General features: G+C 47.1%; 19 protein-coding genes. 3 read left to right on the top strand and 16 right to left on the bottom strand.

Features of this window, described 5'->3' with window-relative positions; genetic code table 11:
* The first annotated feature begins 24 nt into the window (after positions 1-24).
* Positions 25-750 carry an FKBP-type peptidyl-prolyl cis-trans isomerase gene (locus tag L3C95_RS34275; protein ID WP_236395179.1) on the top strand — a complete coding sequence of 242 codons (726 nt, stop codon included), beginning with the start codon at positions 25-27 and terminating at the stop codon, positions 748-750.
* A 239-nt stretch (positions 751-989) separates the two neighbouring features.
* On the opposite strand, the gene L3C95_RS34270 is transcribed toward L3C95_RS34275, so the two are convergent.
* The 8 genes from L3C95_RS34270 to L3C95_RS34235 form a co-directional block, all read right to left on the bottom strand.
* Entirely contained in the window at positions 990-1985 is a 996-nt protein-coding gene (locus L3C95_RS34270; protein WP_236395178.1) for a chorismate synthase, read from the bottom strand.
* 74 nt (positions 1986-2059) lie between these two features.
* Positions 2060-3346 carry a 3-phosphoshikimate 1-carboxyvinyltransferase gene (aroA, locus tag L3C95_RS34265; RefSeq protein WP_236395177.1) on the bottom strand — a complete coding sequence of 429 codons (1287 nt, stop codon included), beginning with the start codon at positions 3344-3346 and terminating at the stop codon, positions 2060-2062.
* Positions 3347-3358: 12 nt separating this feature from the next.
* Positions 3359-4384, bottom strand: a complete 1026-nt coding sequence (aroB, locus tag L3C95_RS34260) for a 3-dehydroquinate synthase (protein ID WP_236395176.1) — start codon at positions 4382-4384, stop codon at positions 3359-3361.
* A 14-nt stretch (positions 4385-4398) separates the two neighbouring features.
* Complete coding sequence (locus L3C95_RS34255; protein ID WP_110055000.1) at positions 4399-5490, bottom strand: chorismate mutase; 1092 nt, start codon at positions 5488-5490, stop codon at positions 4399-4401.
* Between the two features lie 145 nt (positions 5491-5635).
* Positions 5636-6478: a prephenate dehydrogenase gene (locus tag L3C95_RS34250; RefSeq protein WP_236395175.1), complete on the bottom strand. Its 843-nt coding sequence runs from the start codon at positions 6476-6478 to the stop codon at positions 5636-5638.
* Positions 6479-6483: 5 nt separating this feature from the next.
* Positions 6484-7650, bottom strand: coding sequence for a pyridoxal phosphate-dependent aminotransferase (locus tag L3C95_RS34245; protein ID WP_236395174.1), 1167 nt, complete (start codon positions 7648-7650; stop codon positions 6484-6486).
* A 36-nt stretch (positions 7651-7686) separates the two neighbouring features.
* Positions 7687-8511 carry a prephenate dehydratase gene (locus L3C95_RS34240; protein ID WP_236395173.1) on the bottom strand — a complete coding sequence of 275 codons (825 nt, stop codon included), beginning with the start codon at positions 8509-8511 and terminating at the stop codon, positions 7687-7689.
* Positions 8512-9065: 554 nt separating this feature from the next.
* Positions 9066-9281 carry a hypothetical protein gene (locus L3C95_RS34235; protein WP_149697945.1) on the bottom strand — a complete coding sequence of 72 codons (216 nt, stop codon included), beginning with the start codon at positions 9279-9281 and terminating at the stop codon, positions 9066-9068.
* A gap of 269 nt (positions 9282-9550) precedes the next feature.
* Between L3C95_RS34235 and L3C95_RS34230 the strand changes: the two genes are divergently transcribed.
* Both L3C95_RS34230 and L3C95_RS34225 read left to right on the top strand, forming a co-directional pair.
* On the top strand, positions 9551-10126 hold the full coding sequence (locus L3C95_RS34230) for an RNA polymerase sigma factor (RefSeq protein WP_236395172.1): 576 nt from the start codon (positions 9551-9553) through the stop codon (positions 10124-10126).
* 49 nt (positions 10127-10175) lie between these two features.
* Positions 10176-11264 carry a S1C family serine protease gene (locus tag L3C95_RS34225; protein ID WP_236395171.1) on the top strand — a complete coding sequence of 363 codons (1089 nt, stop codon included), beginning with the start codon at positions 10176-10178 and terminating at the stop codon, positions 11262-11264.
* Between the two features lie 82 nt (positions 11265-11346).
* Here the strand turns inward: L3C95_RS34225 and L3C95_RS34220 are convergent, their stop codons facing one another.
* The 8 genes from L3C95_RS34220 to L3C95_RS34185 all read right to left on the bottom strand — a co-directional run bounded on the left by L3C95_RS34220 (position 11347) and on the right by L3C95_RS34185 (position 19554).
* A complete protein-coding gene (locus tag L3C95_RS34220; protein WP_236395170.1) occupies positions 11347-12066 on the bottom strand; it encodes a carboxypeptidase-like regulatory domain-containing protein in 720 nt (239 codons plus the stop codon).
* Positions 12067-12162: 96 nt separating this feature from the next.
* A complete protein-coding gene (locus tag L3C95_RS34215) occupies positions 12163-12315 on the bottom strand; it encodes a lmo0937 family membrane protein (RefSeq protein WP_236395169.1) in 153 nt (50 codons plus the stop codon).
* Between the two features lies 1 nt (position 12316).
* The gene (locus L3C95_RS34210) at positions 12317-12502 is read right to left on the bottom strand and encodes a CsbD family protein (protein WP_236395168.1); all 186 of its coding nucleotides are present in this window, start codon (positions 12500-12502) and stop codon (positions 12317-12319) included.
* A gap of 67 nt (positions 12503-12569) precedes the next feature.
* A complete protein-coding gene (locus tag L3C95_RS34205) occupies positions 12570-13520 on the bottom strand; it encodes an aldose 1-epimerase (RefSeq protein ID WP_236395167.1) in 951 nt (316 codons plus the stop codon).
* 101 nt (positions 13521-13621) lie between these two features.
* Positions 13622-14950 carry a xylose isomerase gene (xylA, locus tag L3C95_RS34200; protein ID WP_236395166.1) on the bottom strand — a complete coding sequence of 443 codons (1329 nt, stop codon included), beginning with the start codon at positions 14948-14950 and terminating at the stop codon, positions 13622-13624.
* 62 nt (positions 14951-15012) lie between these two features.
* Positions 15013-16494 carry a xylulokinase gene (locus L3C95_RS34195; protein ID WP_236395165.1) on the bottom strand — a complete coding sequence of 494 codons (1482 nt, stop codon included), beginning with the start codon at positions 16492-16494 and terminating at the stop codon, positions 15013-15015.
* Positions 16495-16600: 106 nt separating this feature from the next.
* Entirely contained in the window at positions 16601-18307 is a 1707-nt protein-coding gene (locus L3C95_RS34190) for a sodium/sugar symporter (RefSeq protein WP_236395164.1), read from the bottom strand.
* Positions 18308-18423: 116 nt separating this feature from the next.
* On the bottom strand, positions 18424-19554 hold the full coding sequence (locus tag L3C95_RS34185) for an NAD(P)/FAD-dependent oxidoreductase (protein ID WP_236395163.1): 1131 nt from the start codon (positions 19552-19554) through the stop codon (positions 18424-18426).
* Positions 19555-19587: the final 33 nt, after the last annotated feature.

Here is a 19587-nt window from a genome sequence, read left to right as displayed (position 1 = left end):
GTGAACAGTTCAATAAACCATTATATGATTAGAAAAGCCCTATTACTTGGAGTTCTGGGCGTGGCTACCCTTCCTGGTTACGCACAAAAAAAGAAGAAGAAGTCCAGAAAAGAAGAGGAAGTTCCGGTAGCTGTAGCGCCAGCTCCGTTATTGCAAACCAAACTGGATACCATCAGTTATGCTATTGGCCTGGAATTTGGTAATATGCTGAAAACCCAGGGCCTGGACAGCGTAAAAACGGATGTACTGGCTAAAGCGTTGAAAGAAGCCGTTAGTGGCGGCACACCATTGATAACAAAAGAACAAGGCAATATGAGTGTTAGCGAATATTTACAACAGATAAAAGCTGAGAAAATGCAAAAGAACAAGGCTGCCGGCGAACAGTTCCTGGCGGAAAATAAAACCAAACCAGGCGTGGTGACGCTGCCAAGCGGTTTGCAGTACCAGATCATTACTGACGGTACCGGCCCCAAACCAACCATCAATGACAAGGTAAAAACGCACTACCACGGTACTTTAATAGATGGTACCGTATTCGATAGCTCCGTAGAGAGAGGCCAGCCAATCTCCTTCCCTGTTAGCGGCGTTATCAAGGGTTGGACAGAAGCATTACAGCTGATGCCTGTGGGTTCAAAATGGAAGCTGTTCATTCCTTCCGAACTGGCTTATGGCGACCGTCAGGCAGGTCCGAAAATCGGCCCTAACAGCACGCTGGTGTTCGAAGTAGAATTGATCGCGATCGAGAAGTAATTTTCGATGGAAAATAAAAAAAGGCGAATGAGGATCTCATTCGCCTTTTTTATTTGATAATATCTCGGTTCACGGGATTCCCTCCAGGGGAACGTCATATTTTGTCCCCGGGTTTGCACCCCGCATTTTGTCCCGGGGTTGCACCCCGCGCTACAAACACGGGGCTCCTAAACGGAGTCCTATTATGTTTTGTTAATGACGTGGTACAGAGATCATTAATCTGTTGTCATGTATATGTATTATTTGTACACCCTACCACTTCTCTGTTCCAGCAGCATAAAATCTGCGAGCGCCATGGCAGCTACAGCTTCCAGGACTACAGGTACTCTCAGTGCGATGCACAGATCGTGGCGTCCTTTTACGCTGAAGCTTTCCACTTCTCCGCTTTTTATATTCAGTGTGTGTTGTTCTTTAGGTGTGCTGGAGGTAGGCTTTACGGCTACCCGGAATACCAGGGGATTGCCATTTGTTATCCCTCCTACTACGCCACCGGCATTGTTGGTAGCTGTTTTACCACTTGCATCGAGGATGGCGTCATTGTGCTCTACTCCTTTCATGCGGGCGGCAGCAAAACCGGCTCCGAATTCGATGCCCTTGATGGCAGGGATAGAGAATACTGCGTGTGCAATGGTCGATTCCACAGAATCAAAGAAAGGTTCTCCGAGACCAATAGGCAAACCCTCTACCACGCACTCAACGATACCACCAACAGAGTCTTTGGCAGCAATCGCAGCCTCCAGGCCCTTTTCCGCATCAGGCAGACCACCAACTTCTATCAGCGTTGCTTTTACAGAAATGCTGGGACCAAGGATCTTCTTTGCAATTACACCAGCTGCGACCAGGTTCAAGGTCAGACGACCACTGAAGTGACCACCACCGCGGTAATCTTCAAAGCCGCCAAACTTGTGTGTAGCCACAAAGTCTGCATGACCGGGACGGGGAAATTCACGCAGTTTCTCGTAATCGGTACTGCGGGTATTGTTGTTCTCAAATAATATTGTGATGGGAGCACCGGTGGTACGGTCGTTAAACACACCGGATTTGATGTAAGGCAGATCTTCTTCCTTACGGGGGGTGGTACCTTTCGCACCTGCCTTACGCCTTTCCAGGTCGGGCAGGAAGTCTTCCTGGGTAAGCGGAATACCGGCAGGAATGCCGTCAATATTCACGCCTACGCTGGCGCCATGCGATTCTCCAAAAACGTTCACCCGGAATAATCTACCAAAGCTGTTCATGCTGTATGTGTAATTTTTTTCAGCGCTGACTAACGGATACCTCTACGGAATACCGCTGGTCAGCCCTGCTTCTGTTAATGCGTCAGGCTTGCTGATCCCTGCTTTTTTACTATACCTCCGATCTTCTCCAGATGTTCATAGAACTCAGGGTATGATTTGTTGATGGCTTCTGCGTCTTCGATGATTACCGGTGCATCGGCTGTAAGTGCAGCTACTGCACAAGCCATGGCAATACGATGGTCATTGTGCGAGCTGACAACGGCTCCTTTAATGCCTGTACCACCGTGTACCAGCATTTCATCGCCATGCAGGTCAATGGCAATACCCATTTTGCCAAATTCTTCCTGCAGGGTTTTACCACGGTCACTTTCTTTGTGCGCCAACCTGTTCACGCCAATGATCTTGGTGGTGCCTTCACAATTGGCAGCCAGGGCTACCAGCGGAGGAAACAGGTCAGGACAATCTGTTGCATCAAAGTCAAATGCCTGCAATTTATTCTTCTGTACGATCACGGTGAATACACCAGGCATCAGTCCGGCGCCCGCTTTTTCAAGGGCTTCCAGGATCGCTTTATCTGACTGTGCAGATTGTGTATTCAGATGGTGAACCTCCGCCTTGCCAGCTACAGCTGCAGCTACCAGCAGAAAGGCGGCGCCGCTCCAGTCTCCTTCCACCGTATATTCACCAGCTTTATATGCCTGGCGTTTACCAAAGTGGAATTTCTCAAACTGCTCCTCTTTTACCTGCACGCCAAACTGCTCCATCAGTTGCAGTGTCAGTGCGATATAAGGTTTGCTTTTCAGATCTTTTACGGTGATGGTCACATCTTCTGCTACTGAACCGTATGCCATCAGCAAACCGGTGAGGAACTGAGAACTGAGTGAACCATCTATGGTGATGTTCTTCGCTTTCAGCGGGCCTTGTATGTTCAATGGCAGTTTCCCTTCGCGGGTCGTGCATTTCACATCCAGCTGAGGTAACACCTGCTCGAAGAAGTCCATCGGGCGGGTGGTCAGGCTACCATGTCCGTTGATGGTAATAGCCTGATCAGACAGTGCAGCTATGGGCGTGAACATGCGGATACCGAGGCCGGACTCCCCGCAGTTGATCTCTTTATTTTCAGCAGGAGGAAATACTCCTTTGCTTGTAATTTCTATATGGTCCTCATTACGTTTAATAACGGCACCCAGTTTTCCGGCTACGTCGAGCGCTGCCAGGCAGTCATTGCTCAGACCGGGATTACGGATAATGCTGGTACCATTGCTCAGCAGTGCTGCTGCAACAGCGCGTTGCATAGCACTTTTGGAAGGATTGGCGGTCACTGTACCACTGATTGCGCCGGGTGATATTGTTACTTGCATAATTAGTTAGGTTTATAGTTCATCCAGCATCTGCTTCAATACTGTGATAGGAACAGGCTGCGTAGTAGCCTTGCCTATTTCCTCAAGCAGCACAAAGTGAATCGCATCTTTCTCCCGCTTCTTGTCCAGCTTGAAGATGTTGAACACTTCTTCCTTGTTGGAGGTCAGCGTAACCGGCAACTGGTAATCGTTAATGAGGCGGATCAGCCTGTTGGTTTGTTCCACAGGCAATCCTTTCAGTTTTTCTGAGATCTTGGAAGCAGCTACCATACCAATAGCAACAGCTTTACCATGCGCGATGTTCTCGATCTTTTCCACTGCGTGTCCGAGCGTATGACCGAAGTTAAGCCAGCGCCGGGATCCGGTTTCAAATTCATCTTCCAGTACTACCTGGGTCTTCAGTTCTACAGAACGTTCCACCAGGTACTCCAGTACGGCCACATCACGCTGCATGGCTTTATCACGGTTCTCTTCCAGGTAGGTGAACAGGCTGGCATCGAGAATGCATGCATACTTGATGATCTCCGCGAAGCCGTTATGCCATTCTTCTGCCGGCATCGTCAGCGGCAGCGAATAATCGAACAGGATGAACTCCGGCTGACGGATAGTGCCCAGCATGTTCTTATGTTTACCATGGTTGATACCGTTTTTGCCACCAATAGACGCATCCACCTGTGCCAGCAAAGTAGTAGGAACAAAGCCTACAGGCATGCCCCGCATGTAAATGCTGGCAGCATAACCGGTCAGGTCGGTGGTCATACCGCCGCCAATGCCTATCAGCATGGTCTTACGGTCTGCTTCCAGTTCGATCAGACCATTGATGATCTGCTCGAGGACTTCACCGCTTTTGTTCTCCTCTCCATCCGGGATCACCAGCTTTCTCCAACCCGGCAAGTTATGCCCGTGGTGTTTATCCACATTCTCATCCACCACCAGTACGGCTCTGGAGGGATCAGCATAATTGCCCAGCTGTAGCAGGCTCTCTCCCAGATAATATTTTGTATTACTATGCTGGAACTGGTAAGATAACGTTCTCATATTTTGTATTAAGTCTATTTGTCTTCGTTCATCACTCTGTTCTGCCTGTTGATGGATTCCAGGTGTACTGCATCAAAGTATTTCAGGATGAAATCTTTTGTCAGACCCAGTTTCTCACCTTTGGAGATACCGCGCTGCAGGATCTCGTTCCAACGGTTTGTCTGCAGGATGGTCACGTTGTTCTCTTTCTTGTAGATACCGATCTTCTCAGCGATCTTCATACGGTTGCCCAGCAGCAGCATGATTTCATCATCAATCTGGTTGATCTGACCACGGAGTTTATCCAGCGCAGAGTTGAATTCTTTCTGATCTGTGCGCTCATGACGCCAGGTGATACCATCCAAAATCTCGGCCAGTCTTTCAGGAGTAACCTGTTGTTTAGCATCGCTCCATGCTTTATCAGGATCGATATGAGATTCCAGCATCAGACCATCGTAATCCAGGTCAACTGCTTCCTGTGAAACTTCCTGCAGAATATCGCGGCGGCCGCTGATATGGCTAGGATCGCAGATCATTGGCAGTTCAGGCATACGGCGTTTCATTTCGATAGGCAGGTGCCACATCGGTGCATTACGGTATTCAGTATTGCCATAGCTGGAGAATCCACGGTGGATCAGACCTATTTTGGTGATGCCAGAGTTACGTACACGTTCTACAGCACCGATCCACAATTCGAGGTCAGGATTGATCGGGTTTTTGATCAGTACAGTTGTATCCACACCTTTCAGTGCATCAGCAACTTCCTGTACGGAGAATGGGTTCACTGTAGTACGCGCTCCGATCCAGAGGATGTCCACACCGTGCTGCAGCGCTTCTTCCACTTGCTTAGCGGTAGCCACTTCCACCGCCAGCGGAAGACCGGTCAGTTCCTTTGCTTTCTGTAACCATGGTAAACCGGTTACACCAATACCTTCGAAAGAACCGGGGCGGGTACGTGGCTTCCAGATACCAGCGCGCAGTACATCTACTTTACCGGTTTTAGCCAGTCTCAGGGCTGTGTCCAATACCTGTTCTTCGGTTTCTGCGCTGCAGGGACCGGAAATGATCAACGGTTTCTTGTCAGAAGCCGGATCGGAGAATTTTGTTTTAGCGAGAATCTGTTCCATCGTTTGATGCTTTTCAGACCATAGACGATAGTCGTCCATAATCCAGTGATTGTTTGTTTTCTTGTTTTTGTCCGACTATCGGTTAGTGATCCATTTTCAGTTTCTGACAAGGCCCTCCGGCAAATGAGTCACTATACGGAACCGGCTATTTTAATATTTTCCTGATCTTATTTGATTTCTGGATCAGTTTATAGAATGTTTCGTAATCTTCTTTCTCCAGTAACTGCTTCATCTGTTGCAACTGGTGGATATGTTCATCCAGTACATCCAGCACATTATGGCGGTTATGCTTGAAAATAGGCACCCACATATCAGGTGAGCTTTTTGCCAGCCTCACGGTAGATTCAAAACCACCGCTTGCCAGTTCGAATATGCGTCCCTGCTCCTTTTCTTTCTCCAGTACGGTCAGCGCCAGGGCAAAAGAGGTGATATGCGAGATATGAGATACGTAGGCTGTGTGCAGGTCGTGCTCTTCTGCGTTCATATATACGAGACGCATCTGCAGCTTGTCTACCATATTTTCAATGATCTCCAGGGCATCTTCATCACTGTTCTTCACGTCGCACAATACCATGGTCTTTTGCGTGAAGAGATTCTTTATAGCAGCTTCCGGCCCTGAATACTCCGTGCCGGCCATCGGGTGAGCCGCTACAAAGCGTCCTCTGTTGGGATGGCCGGCAACGAGTTGTAATATCCTTTGTTTTGTGGAACCTACGTCCATGATCACATGTTCGGGTCCTGCTTTATCCAGTACTGCGGGCATGATCTGCAGCAGCGCATCTACGGGAATAGCCAGTATGATAAGCTGTGAGCGTTGCATAGCATCCTGCAGACTGGCTCCTTCGTCAATGATCTTTAGTTCCTGCGCTTTCTTCAGGTTGTCCGGGTTCTGATCTACGCCAATTATCCAGTTGGCCACACCTTTTTCTTTAAGGCTGATGGCCAGTGATCCACCTATTAATCCTGTTCCTACTATAGTTGCGATCATGACTGTTATTGCTTAAATTTTGTTTTTATCCTATCCAGCACTTCTTCAAATACTTTTTCATCTTTACAAAGACTTACCCTGATATAACCGTTGCCATTGCTACCGAAGATACCACCGGGAGTGATAAAGACCTGTGCTTTCTGCAGGATTTCATCTGTGATGGAGAAACCATCTTTTGCAGTAGCAGGGATCTTCGCCCATACGAATAATCCCACCTGGTCCTTATCAAATGTGCAATTCAGCAGCTCCAGCAACTCAAATACTTTCTTACGGCGACCTTCGTAAATGCCATTCAGTTCTGCATACCATTCAGGCCCCAGTTCCAGTGCTTTTACAGCAGCCATCTGGAGAGGCTGGAACATACCAGAGTCCATGTTGCTCTTGAAGCGCAGCACTTCGTTGATCCATTCCTGTTTTCCTACCAGTATACCTACACGCCAGCCGGCCATGTTGGAGGATTTGCTGAGTGAGTTAAGTTCCAGTACAACTTCTCTGGCGCCGGGCGTCTGTAACAGACTTTGCGGTTGCTTGTTCAGGATGAAGCTATATGGATTATCGTGACAAATTAAGATATTATGCTGTTGTGCAAAGGCTACCAGTTTACGGGCAAACTCCTCATTGAAGCGGGCCCCGGTGGGCATATGCGGATAATTTACCCACATCAGTTTCACTTTGCTCAGGTCGCGTTTAGCGAGTGCATCCAGGTCGGGTAGCCATCCGTTCTTTTCCTCGAGGTCATAGTCTACCACGGTAGCGCCACTCAGGTTTACAGCTGAACGGTATGTAGGGTAACCGGGATTGGGCACCAGGGCCTCATCTCCTTCCTGCAGGTAGGTCATGCAGATGTGCATAATACCTTCTTTGGAACCTATCAGTGGCAGCACTTCCTTTTCAGGATCCAGTGATACGCCATAGAAGCGCTGGTACCAGTCTGCCATTGCCTTGCGGAGGGCCGGAATACCTTTGTAACCCTGGTAAGCATGGGTGTCAGGCCGCTGTGCATATTCATGCAAAGTGGCAATCACGGAAGGGTGTGGAGGCAGATCCGGACTACCGATGCCAAGATTGATCACCTTAGCCCCTGCCTTGTTCATCTCATCTATTTCCCTGAGCTTTTTGGAGAAGTAATATTCTTCCGTTTGCTGCAGCCTTTTTGCTACCTGTAAGTTCATAATAAGTTGTTTTCCGCGTCCTGATGTATGTTGTGATTAATGTGTGTTTCCTTTTTTATAGATACCCAATACCTTGATATCTTCAGTGAGCGGCTCGATCTTGCTGATGCTCTTCTCAAAATGGCTCAGGTTCTCAAATTCGAAGTCCGCATGGAAGTAATAGTTCCATTCTTTCGCAGGCATCGGAAATGACTGGATCTTACTCAGGTTGATACCTGCCTGTGCTACCTGTGTCAATACTTTGGCCAGACTTCCGCGGTCGTGTGAGGTCTGGAAGTACACCGATGCTTTATTGGCATCCGGCGTAGGCGTTACTCCGTTAGGAGAGATCACGAGGAAGCGGGTATAGTTATTTTTGATGGTATGGATATTGGGTGCAATTATCTCCAGACCATATATTTCTGCTGCGAGTTTACCGGCGATGGCTGCCGTACTTTTCAGTTTCTTCTGCTGTACATGTTTTGCGCTGAGTGCTGTATCTTCTGTTTCCACCAGTTTCATATGGGGGTGCTTCTCCAGGAACTCCGTGCACTGCAGCAAAGCCATATGGTGTGAGTGTACTTCGCGTATATCTTCCAGGGTTTGTCCGGGCAGCACCATCAGGTGTTGCTTAATATGCAGGTATACTTCGCCGATCACATGCAATCCTGAATTCTTCAACAAAGTATAGTTCGGAAGGATACTTCCGGCAATGGAATTTTCAATGGCCATTACACCGGCATCTGCATCTTTCTGTTTAACTACCTTTTTAACAAGTTCCGGAAAGGATGCGCAGCACTCGATCTCTATGCCTTTTCCATAGTATCCTTCTGCTGCTATTTGATGAAAACATCCTTCAAAACCCTGAATTGCGACACGCATTTTTTTTAATGTTTGATTTTTGGTTTGTAGTTGCTGTAGCAACTACCATATAAAATGAAAAAGGGCCCCGGTTGAGCCGGGACCCTTTTTATTGCAATTATGTTGGAGTGCAGTTATTACAAAAGAGTCCCGGCCTTTACGACGTAAAAGAAGTAAAAGAAAAAGTAAAAGAAATAAAGGCTGAAACGCTGTAACATAAAGCTTGATATTATCAAAAAAAAGAAGGCCTCCCGTCTGGGAGGCCTTTTGCTAGTTTCTTTATATTTAAGTACTACAAACGACCTCCCTATTCCTGGTACCAGAAAAAGTAGAAACCATAAAAGTAACCAAAGGTTGTTTGTTGTATCATATTTTGCTTGATTGCCTGACAAAAATACACCAGGATTTGAATTTTCCAAGCACTTTTGTCAATAATTACAATCTATCTAATAAAATAGTCGATTTCTGATATTTTTTTCAGTATCCTATCGATACAAGCAGGCTTAACAAAAAAAAACCGCCCCGTTTTGCAACGGAGCGGTTATATAAAAGCCTTTATTTGCTTACCAACGTAATTATTTTTTGGTAGAGTCAACAGCAGCTTTAGCTGAATCTACAACAGCAGCAGCTGAATCAACTGTAGCGGCAGCTGAATCTACAGTAGCAGCAGCTGAATCGATGGTCTGAGTAGCTGTAGTATCTTCTGCTGGAGTTGAAGAACCACCACCGCAAGAAGCTGCGAATACACCAAGAGCTAAAGCTAAGAAACCAATTTTCAGAGCGTTTTTCATTTTGACTATGTTTTTAGGTTTTGAAATATTATCTACCCTTTATACCGGGTTTGAAAAAAGGTAACCCAGATTTTTTAAAAAAATTTTTTTCGCCCTGTTTTACCCCGTTTTACTGTTTTCGGCAGGATATTTTCATATATAGAGACCTAACTATATATGAAATCAGCTCATTCCTGCATCTATAGCGAGATAGCTACCCGGACTGATTTGGGATTTGGATTTTTTTTCTGCTACTTTGGGTTACCAAAGCCATTTAATAGTATTAATAAGTGAAGCATAATCAGAACATAGAAAGGGATCGGGAATTACTGCTGGGATTAACCAGGAATGACGACAGGGCGCTGGCAACCATCTATACGGAGAATTATCCTTCCATATTAAGAATGGTTTTACAGTACAATGGGTCTGAGGATGATGCTAAAGATCTTTTCCAGGAAGCTATGATCATATTATATGAGAAAGCGCAGAAAGGAGAATTTGATCTGTACAGCAAGCTGAAAACTTTTCTCTACGCGGTGTGCCGTCATCTGTGGTTAAAGAAATTGCAGACCGGCAACTGGCAACTGGCCCTTCCGGATGAACTGGAAGAAGTATTACCGGCAGAAGATGCCCATACAATGGCGGAACACGAGGAAAAAGACCAGCAGTTCAGGGTAATGGAAAGGACAATGGGGAGTATGGGAGAGCCTTGTAAAACGATCCTGGAGGACTATTATATCAGGAAGTTGTCTATGCAGGACATTGCTGAGAAGTTTGGATATACCAACTCAGAAAATGCCAAAAATCAGAAGTACAAGTGCCTGATGCGATTGAAGAAACTATTTTTTGAACAATATAAATCTTAGGAGCTGACAGGTGTAAGACCTGACAGATCTGTAAAAGCGGTTACAGGCGATGAACGACTTTACATTAATACGTGATATTGAACGCTACCTGGAGGGCGAAATGAACGAGCAGGAAAGAACTGCTTTTGAAGCGCTACGCCAGTCCAATCCGGCGGTGAACGAGCAGGTGCTGGCACATCAGCAGCTGATTCAACAGCTGGAACAATACGGACAGCGGGCAGCATTCCAGGAAAAGATGGATAAGATCCATGCTTCCATGGCTATTGATGAAGTCCTGGCTCCATCGAAGACCGCGGCTCCTAAAAAGGTTTTCACTATCAGCAAAAGACTGGTAACCAATATGGCGGCGGCGGCCTGTATAGCCCTGGTCACCTCCCTCTCTACCATAGCGTTCATGCAGAATGCTAACAGACAGAAGACGACCGCCCAGTATGAGGATGTAAGACGTGTATTGAATAATATTCAGCGCTCACAGAACGCCCTCATCAACGACATGAACAGTAAAAAGAAAGCGCCTGCCAACCCCGGCACTTATGGTGGTACCGGATTTGCCATCTCCAATAATGGTTACGTGGTGACCAATTATCACGTAATAGCAGGTGCGGACTCTATTTATATCCAGAATACAAAAGGGGAAGCATTTAAAGCTGCCAGCGTATTTGAGGACATTTCCAGTGATCTGGCCATCCTCAAGATCACAGACAGCACATTTAAGGGCCAGCCTCTCCCCTACTCCCTGAAGCCGCAACACGTATTACGTGGTGAAGCAGTTTTCACATTGGGTTATCCACGGGATGAGATTGTTTACGGCGAGGGTTATATCAGCGCACAGACCGGTTTTAATGGCGATAGTGCAGCCTACCAGGTGTCCATACCGGTTAATCCGGGAAACAGTGGCGCCCCTCTGATGGATAGCAAGGGCGACGTGGTGGGTATCGTTACCGGCAAACAGACAACTTCCGATGGTATTGCTTTTGCAGTTAAATCAGCACACCTGAAACGTCTGCTGGAAGAAATGCCAAAGGATAAACTTCCTAAAAAGGAATGGAACCATAAGAACAGGCTGGGAGGGTTAAACCGTGTGGATCAGGTGAAGAAGCTGGAAGAGTTTGTCTATATGGTGAAAGTGTATAACTAAAAGATATTTTCTATTGGCCTCTGCATGCAATGCGGCCACTCTGGAAACAGGGTGGCCGCTGCTTTTATAAGCTATTCTTGTCTTATTTCTTCTTCCAGGCCCGGTATTTATCCGTTATCCAATAGATCAGGTCTTCCTGCTGCATTACCCTCATTGTATTATAATCAGGGTAGTTATCCCTCATGAACAACATCAGCGAATCGCCTTTCAGACTGGTCACCTTGCTGACAAACTGCGGCGTGTACCGGGAATCTATATATCTCTCCTCCTCCGCTTTGGCGAAGATCTTCTTAAACTCTCTTTTTTGCTTCTCGGACCGGGAATACCTCGTAAAAGGACTGAACACAATACCTGCTCCTACCGGAGTACTTCCCCCCGCAAGCGGCATATCCCTTTTTTCAAGGATGTAAGCGAACTGCTGCCTTCGCGCCAGGGAGTCTATCTGATAAGGCGTGTATTGCGTACCAATTTCCACACTACGCAGCTGCTTGGCTTCTACCGTCAGAGAAATATTCCTGGTTTCCGTTCCACTCGACTGACTCACTACCACACTGTCGGACCTGTAACCCAGAAATGAAAATACGACCACATCTTTAGGGCTGGCTGTTATCTTGTAAAAACCTCCTTTATCGGAATAGGTTCTGCGGCCTGTGCTTTTATTAAGGATGCTGGCATAGGGCAAAACCAGCTTGTTCTCCTTGTCCATAATGGTTCCTGTCAGCGTTACCTGCGCCTGAGCTTTCACTACCCTCAACAGACTGCAACAACAAAGCACCAGTAACCCTGTGATGATTCTTTTCATTATCTGATGGATTAATCTACAGGCAATATCCTAAAAAAATAACGAAAAAATCCTCCCGGTGACGGGAGGATTTGCGTGATATTTAAATTAATAGACTCACAGCCTTGATCCCCTTATGATCTGAAGGAGGATGGCTATAACTGCAATTACGAGGAGAATATGGATCAACCCACCTGCGGAATATACAAAAAAGCCCAACAACCAGCCGATAATGAGTATGACAGCGATAATATACAATAGACTTCCCATGTTACGCAGATTTTAAGATTTTAATAACTTCGTCACGTGTCTTACCTAATTTCTGCTGGAGGTTACCTATTAAACGGTCTTCCTGTCCCTCTTCATACAAAAGATCATCGTCTGTAAGTTCCGCATATTGTTGCTTGATCTTCCCCTTCACCTCATTCCATTTTCCCTTGATTTCTAAAGTATCCATAACATATCTTTTTTGGGTGAACAATACTGGTAAAGTTCCAAAGACTATGCCAAGGGATGCCAGATTGTTACCAGCTAACCGCCGAAATGGCGGTGCTGAAAACCTTACTTTCGCCGGCGGAAAGTGACACCAGACTCATTCCATTATTGAAGGCATTGGGCGCCCCGGTCAGATTCTCAATCGCAATACTGTTGCGGTGCGGCGGAGTATAGATCTGGAGAACAGGATAACTGCTATCTGGATAAAATGTGATGGCAATATGCTTTTTTGGGTCTCTCAAGGTACATGTTGATGCATGCTGATTAAAGTTCAGCAGGAAAGAATTGTCCAGGGGAATTCCCTCGAGAGGAGAAGATTCCAGAAACCTGTCGTAGGGCAGTATCTTACCGGTGGGTACGAGCTGCGCATTAAATTCCACTATTTGTTCCGAGGCAAACTGCAGTTCCATATCGTCTATAGGCGTGCCTGTTGTGAAGTAAGGATGCCATCCGTCCATCACGGGAATGGATGATGCAGAACGGTTCACGATCGTAGTGGTCAACTGAAGACGTGACCCGGGCTGCAGGCTATACTGCACTTCACAATCATACGGGAAAGGATATCCCTCGTCAGCTCCGTTATACCGATAACGCAATGTCACTGTTGCCGATTTTTCATCCGCATGTATATCTTCCACCGTAAACGCCACGTCATAGAGTAATCCGTGAATATGGCTACCCGGTGCAATGGCTTTCTTAATCTTGTATTGTTTTCCCTCCCATTCATATGTACCGCCAGGTATGCGACAGGCAAAAGGACTGAGTTTAGCGCTCTTGAAATACGTTGCCATATTAGCCCGGTAATCCTCCAGGCTGGCGTAGTTATCAATAATATTCAGCTGTGTTTCTTTATATGGTATGCGGAAAGCATGCAACATAGCGCCGTGCGCAGGAATGATCTCTACCTGCGTGCCATTATCATCATCTTTCAGTGCAACAATATCGAAACCGTCCTGGTGAAAGGTATATGTGGAAAACATAGCGGTCAGTTTAGTTGATATGGCAAGTTACACAAAAAAGAAAGCTGCCCCGCCAGCGACGGGACAGCTTCTTTATATTCCATTCAACAAATAAGTCGGGATCAGATGTACTGGTTGATGATATTTTCCAGCCACTCCTGTTTACCGCTGATCAACTTAGGCTCACCATTGCTGATAGCGAAGTTGCGCAGGTCTTCCAGGGTCAGTTTGCCATCTTCGAATTCCTTACCCTTACCGCTGTCGAAGGAAGCGTAACGGTCTTTACGGAATTGCTTATACGGAGATTGTTCCAGTACTTTTTCTGCAATGACAGCAGCGCGGGCGAAGGAATCAATACCACCGATATGCGCATGGAAGATGTCTTCCAGATCGGTAGAGTTACGGCGTGATTTCGCATCGAAGTTCACACCACCACCGCTGAAACCACCGGCTTCCAGGATCACCAGCATGAATTCAACCATGTCATTCAGGTTCATCGGGAACTGGTCGGTATCCCAACCGTTCTGCGCATCACCGCGGTTAGCGTCAATGCTGCCCAGCATACCTGCATCTGCAGCTACCTGCAATTCGTGCTGGAATGTATGACCTGCCAGTGTAGCGTGGTTTACTTCCAGGTTCAGTTTAAAGTCTTTATCCAGTCCGTAGTGACGCAGGAAACCAATTACAGTTGCTGCATCGTAATCGTACTGGTGTTTTGTAGGCTCACAAGGTTTTGGCTCAATGAAGAACGTACCTTTAAAGCCCTGTTTGCGTGCATAGTCTTTAGCCACTGTCAGGAAGCGGGCCAGGTGTTCCTGTTCGCGCTTCATGTTCGTATTCAGCAGGGTCATATATCCCTCACGACCGCCCCAGAATACGTAGTTTTCCCCCCCCAGTGCAATGGTAGCATCCAAAGAATTCTTTACCTGCGTACCTGCATAAGCCAGTACCGCAAAGTCAGGATTGGTGGAAGCTCCGTTCATGTAACGCGGATTGCTGAATACATTGGCAGTACCCCACAGCAGTTTCACACCGCTGGCTTTCTGTTTTTCCTTTGCATAATCCACGATCTTCTGCATACGGCTTTCATATTCACTGATGGTTGCACCTTCGTCTACCAGGTCCACGTCGTGGAAGCAGTAGTAAGGTACGCCCAGTTTAGTAATGAATTCGAAAGCTGCATCCATTTTGTCTTTTGCGCTCTGTACTGCATCAGTAGCAGTTAACCAGGGAAAAGCTTTGGTGCCTGGACCGAACGGATCTCCGCCGGTTCCGCAGAAGGTGTGCCAGTAGGACACTGCAAAACGGAACAGTTCCTTCATGGTCTGACCACCGATCTTTCTGTTCTCGTCATACCATTTGTAAGCAAATGGGTTCGTTGACTGAGGACCTTCGTAGGCTATTTTACCTATGCCTTTGAAGTACTCCTGATTCCCTAAAGTGATACTCATTTTCTTTCTTTTTTTGAATCCAAAACGTGTGTATTTGTGTGTAACTGCTATGTATGATGCAGCTACTTAATAACGTGCTGTAATCCTTCCAGCCACTGGCTGTAGATGCTGGCATATTGTTGCTGAAGCGTAGCATCCGGCTCTATGGTAGCAAGACATTCCATACCGCGGAAAGCTTCCTTTTCATTGTACAGGCCAGCTCCTATACCGGCGGCCCTGGCAGCTCCCTGGGCACCGTCTGTATTATATAACTCGATCACCACATTGGCCGTATTGGCAAATACTTCACGGAAAAGAGGACTGAGGAACATATTGGCCTGTCCTGCCCTTACCCGATGAATTTGGAGCCCCATATCGGTCATGATGTCCATACCGTATTTCAGGGCAAATACAATTCCTTCCTGTGCCGCGCGAAGCAGGTGCTCACGGCCGTGAATATTAAAGTTCAGTCCATTGAATACAGCCCCTGTTTCCTTATTGGCAAGGATACGTTCCGCTCCGTTACCAAAAGGATAGATCTGCAGACCACGGGCGCCTGCGGGCGCCTGGGCAGCCAGTGTATTCATTTCGCTGTAGTCAAGCTTACCGGTTACCTGCCTTAACCAGCTGTTGAGAATACCTGTACCGTTAAGACACATCAGCACCCCGTTGCGGTGGGCATCCGGCCTGTCGTTGACATGTACGAAAGTATTCACACGGCTTTCCTGGTCAAAAGCGATATGATCGTGTACCGCATATACAACACCGGAAGTACCTGCTGTAGTAGCAGCTTCACCCGGCTTCAGCACGTTGAGCGAGAAAGCATTGTTCGGCTGATCGCCTGCACGATAAGTTACAGGTGTACCTGCAGCAATGCCTAACAGCCCAGCTGCCTTCTCAGTAACCTTGCCCTGCAAACCGAAGGTAGGTACCACATCCGACAGCAGGCTTTCATCAATATTGTAATGCTTTAGCAATACCGGAGATACCTGCCGGCCACTGAAGTCCCAGAAGATACCTTCCGAAAGACCCGAAATAGTAGTTGCAGCTACACCGGTCAGGCGCATGGCGATAAAATCGCCCGGCAGCATGATCTTGTGTATGCGCTTGTAGATCTCCGGTTCATACTGCTGTACCCAGCGTAGCTTGGAAGCCGTAAAGTTACCGGGGGAATTGAGCAGGTACTGCAGCGACCAGTTCTGCCCCAGTGCAGTAAAGGCCTCATTGCCTATTTCCACTGCCCGGCTGTCACACCAGATAATAGAAGGGCGAAGTACCTGCTGGTCTTTGTCCACACATACCAATCCATGCATCTGGTAGGCAATACCGATACCGGCAACAGCATTCCCGTCAAAAGGATGCTGTTGCTGTAATTTTTTTGTAGCGTTCTGTACCTCCTGCCACCACATTTCGGGATCCTGTTCTGCCCACCCTGCTACAGGGGCATGCATTGGCATTTCCTGTGCAGGACTGATGGCCGTAGCCAGGCATTTCCCCGTTTCTACATCCAGCAATGCCGCTTTCACCGAGGAGGAACCGATATCATATCCTATCGTATATTTCATATAGCCTAATGGTTAATTTATTTGCGTTGTTTGTTCCCGGGTTGTCATCCCGGCTTACAAACACGTTGCTCGTACGGAGCTGTTTAACGGATTTATCTTTGTGCTATTACCAGAATATAGTATACAGCGCAGTCAGAATTCCGCAGATGATCAATGCAATAACGGTGAAGCCTACTGAAGGTTTGAACATGGAAGAATCCACTTCCAGTGCATGAGATCCGGTCTTCAGATCGCCGCTTGCAGTAGCCAGTGATCTTTCAGGAGCTGGTGCCAGTAATGAGATAAGGATCATACCTATCACACACACACCGAATACGATACCCATACGATCGAGGAACGGAATTTCATACACACCTTCTGCATTTGGTACAGCCCAACCTATGTCGTACAGGAAGGAAAGATCCATCCACAATGGCAGGAACTTCAGGAAGATAGACATCGCAAAACCACCGATCATTGCAAACAGTGCTGCATTGGCCGTGGTCTTCTTCCAGAAGAAGCCCAGTATGAACATAGCGAAGATACCCGGCGACACGAAGCCGGTGTATTCCTGAATGAACTGGAAACCGCCTTTTTTATCGATACCCAGGAACGGAGAGATAATGATAGCCAGGATCATGGAAACTACTACCACAACGCGGCCAACATTTACAATCTTCTTTTCATCTGCGTTTCTATCGAAGATCTCTTTGTAAATATCCAGAGAGAAGATAGTAGAGATACTATTCGCTTTACCTGCCAGAGAAGCTACTACTGCTGCAGTCAGCGCGGCGAATGCCAGCCCTTTCATACCTGCAGGCAGAAGGTTCATCAGCACCGGATAAGCGTTATCAGGATTCAGTTCACCTGCTTTTATCATTTCCTCCTGGAACATACCCTGTGAGTGCAGTACATAAGCTGCGATACCAGGCAAAACCACGATCACAGGCATCAGCAGTTTCAGGAAACCTGCGAAGAGCAGACCACTGCGTGCAGTCTTGAGATCAGCTCCCAGTGCGCGCTGTGTAATATATTGGTTACAACCCCAGTAGTTCAGGTTCACGATCCACATACCACCTACCAGTACCGTGAGGCCGGGCAAATCGAGATAATGGGGGTTATCCTTTTTCAGGATCATATGGAAATGGTCACTGGCATGCTGCGTCATCAGAGAGAAGCCTTTCAGCACACCTGTTTCACCAAAGTGTTCAGATACGAGGCTTAATGCCAGGTAAGTAGTTACCAGACCACCCAGTATCAGGAAGAACACCTGGATTACGTCTGTATAACCGATCACCTTCATACCACCCAGGGTAATAAAGATGGCGAATAACGCAATAAGGCTCATACATACATAGAAGTTAATGCCTGAAATGGTATTCACCGCCAGTGCACCCAGGTACAGGATGGAAGTCAGGTTCACTACCACGTATAGCAGGAGCCAGAAAACAGCCATAATGGTGCTTACTGTTTTATTATACCTTGTCAGCAGGAACTGCGGCATGGTATAGATCTTATTCTTCAGATAGATGGGCAGGAAGAACACCGCCACAATAATGAGGGTCGCAGCCGCCATCCACTCGTAAGTGGAGATAGCCAGACCAATATTGAACCCGGAGCCTGCCATCCCGATAAACTGCTCCGCAGATATATTGGATGCGATCAGAGAGGCGCCGATAGCCCACCAGGTAAGGGAACCTTCCGCCAGGAAGAAATCTTTGGAATCAGTCGTTTGCCGTTTTTTCTTTTTGTAGATATAGAGACCGTAGCCGGCAACAATCACGAAATACACTAAGAAAACAACATAATCGAGGAATTGTAAGCTCTTTTGCATAAAAAAACGTGGTAATAAATAAATTAGGAATCAATATAGCAACATTTTTATTAAACGTAAAATTTACGTTTAAAATTTTTCACTACGTGTTGGACATATTTTCTGTTTTTCATTGTTTATTCAGTAAGGAATGCGGAGAGTTGTTCTCCTACAGTGGATCCTATTGCAACGCCCATACCGCCCATACGGACGCCGAGCACGATGTTGTGTGTATGGTAACGGATCAGTGGCTGGCGGGTCCGACCAAAAGCCATGATACCGGTCCAACGGTCTGTGATCATAAAGGATTGTCCTGGTAAGATAATATTGTGCAACCGGTTTTCCAATTGCTGTTGTATCTCCGGATTAAGATCAAAGCTTGTTGTGGTTTCTTTTTCAAAGTCAAGATTACGCCCCCCGCCAAACAGCACTCTTCCATCCAGTTCGCGGAAGTAATAATACCCTTCCTCCATGTGAAAGACGCCCTTGAAGGGCAGACCGGGAATTACATTTGTCAGTAACACCTGTCCTCTGCCAGGCTGCACATCCAGCTCCGGCAGTAATTGCCGGGCAAATGCATTCGTGCAGACAGCTACCCTCCTGGCCATAAAACCGATCTCCTCTCCACCTGCCGTCGGAACAGTGACCCTCACGCCCGTCTGCAGGTCTTCCAGGTGGCTTATGCTGCAACCGGTCTTTATTTCGACCCCTCGTGAGATGGCAATGTCTATCAGACTGCGCATCATTCTGCCGGTATGCAGTTCGCCTTCATAATTATTACGGATCAGCGCTCTTACGTAAGCCTTGTTAAAACCGAATCCTTCTATTTTATCGCTGGCAATTGTAAAGGCATCTCCGCCCAGCAACGGTCTTAAAACATTGTTCACACTGTCCAGTTGCGCCAGGGCATGTTCTTCCTGCATGCCTATCAGTTCATAACTGCCGTCTTCCCGGTACTGCATGGCCTCATCCCCGATACGCCGGCGCAATAACTGCAGACCATTGCGCCGCATCTGTAAGATATTCAGCACTTCTTCCCGGGGCATGTTGTTAAAATCCGACAGCAGCTCAGTCAAACTCCCTATACAGGCAAAACCGGCATTCTTTGTACTGGCGCCCGTAGGTAAAATATCCCTTTCCAGCACCAGCACCCGCGCTGCAGGTAGTCTTTCTTTCAGGCTGATAGCTGTGGAAAGCCCCACTATACCACTGCCGGCAATGATATAGTCGTATTGTAAAAGGCTCTGTTTTTCCCAATAGCTAAGCATACCCTTTTTGATTTGGCTATCAGCCCGTTTTCA

The organism is Chitinophaga filiformis (assembly GCF_021646545.1).
Taxonomy (GTDB): Bacteria; Bacteroidota; Bacteroidia; order Chitinophagales; family Chitinophagaceae; genus Chitinophaga; species Chitinophaga filiformis_A.
Note: the sequence above shows the minus strand (reverse complement) of the source record. Positions and strands in the feature narration are given on the sequence as shown.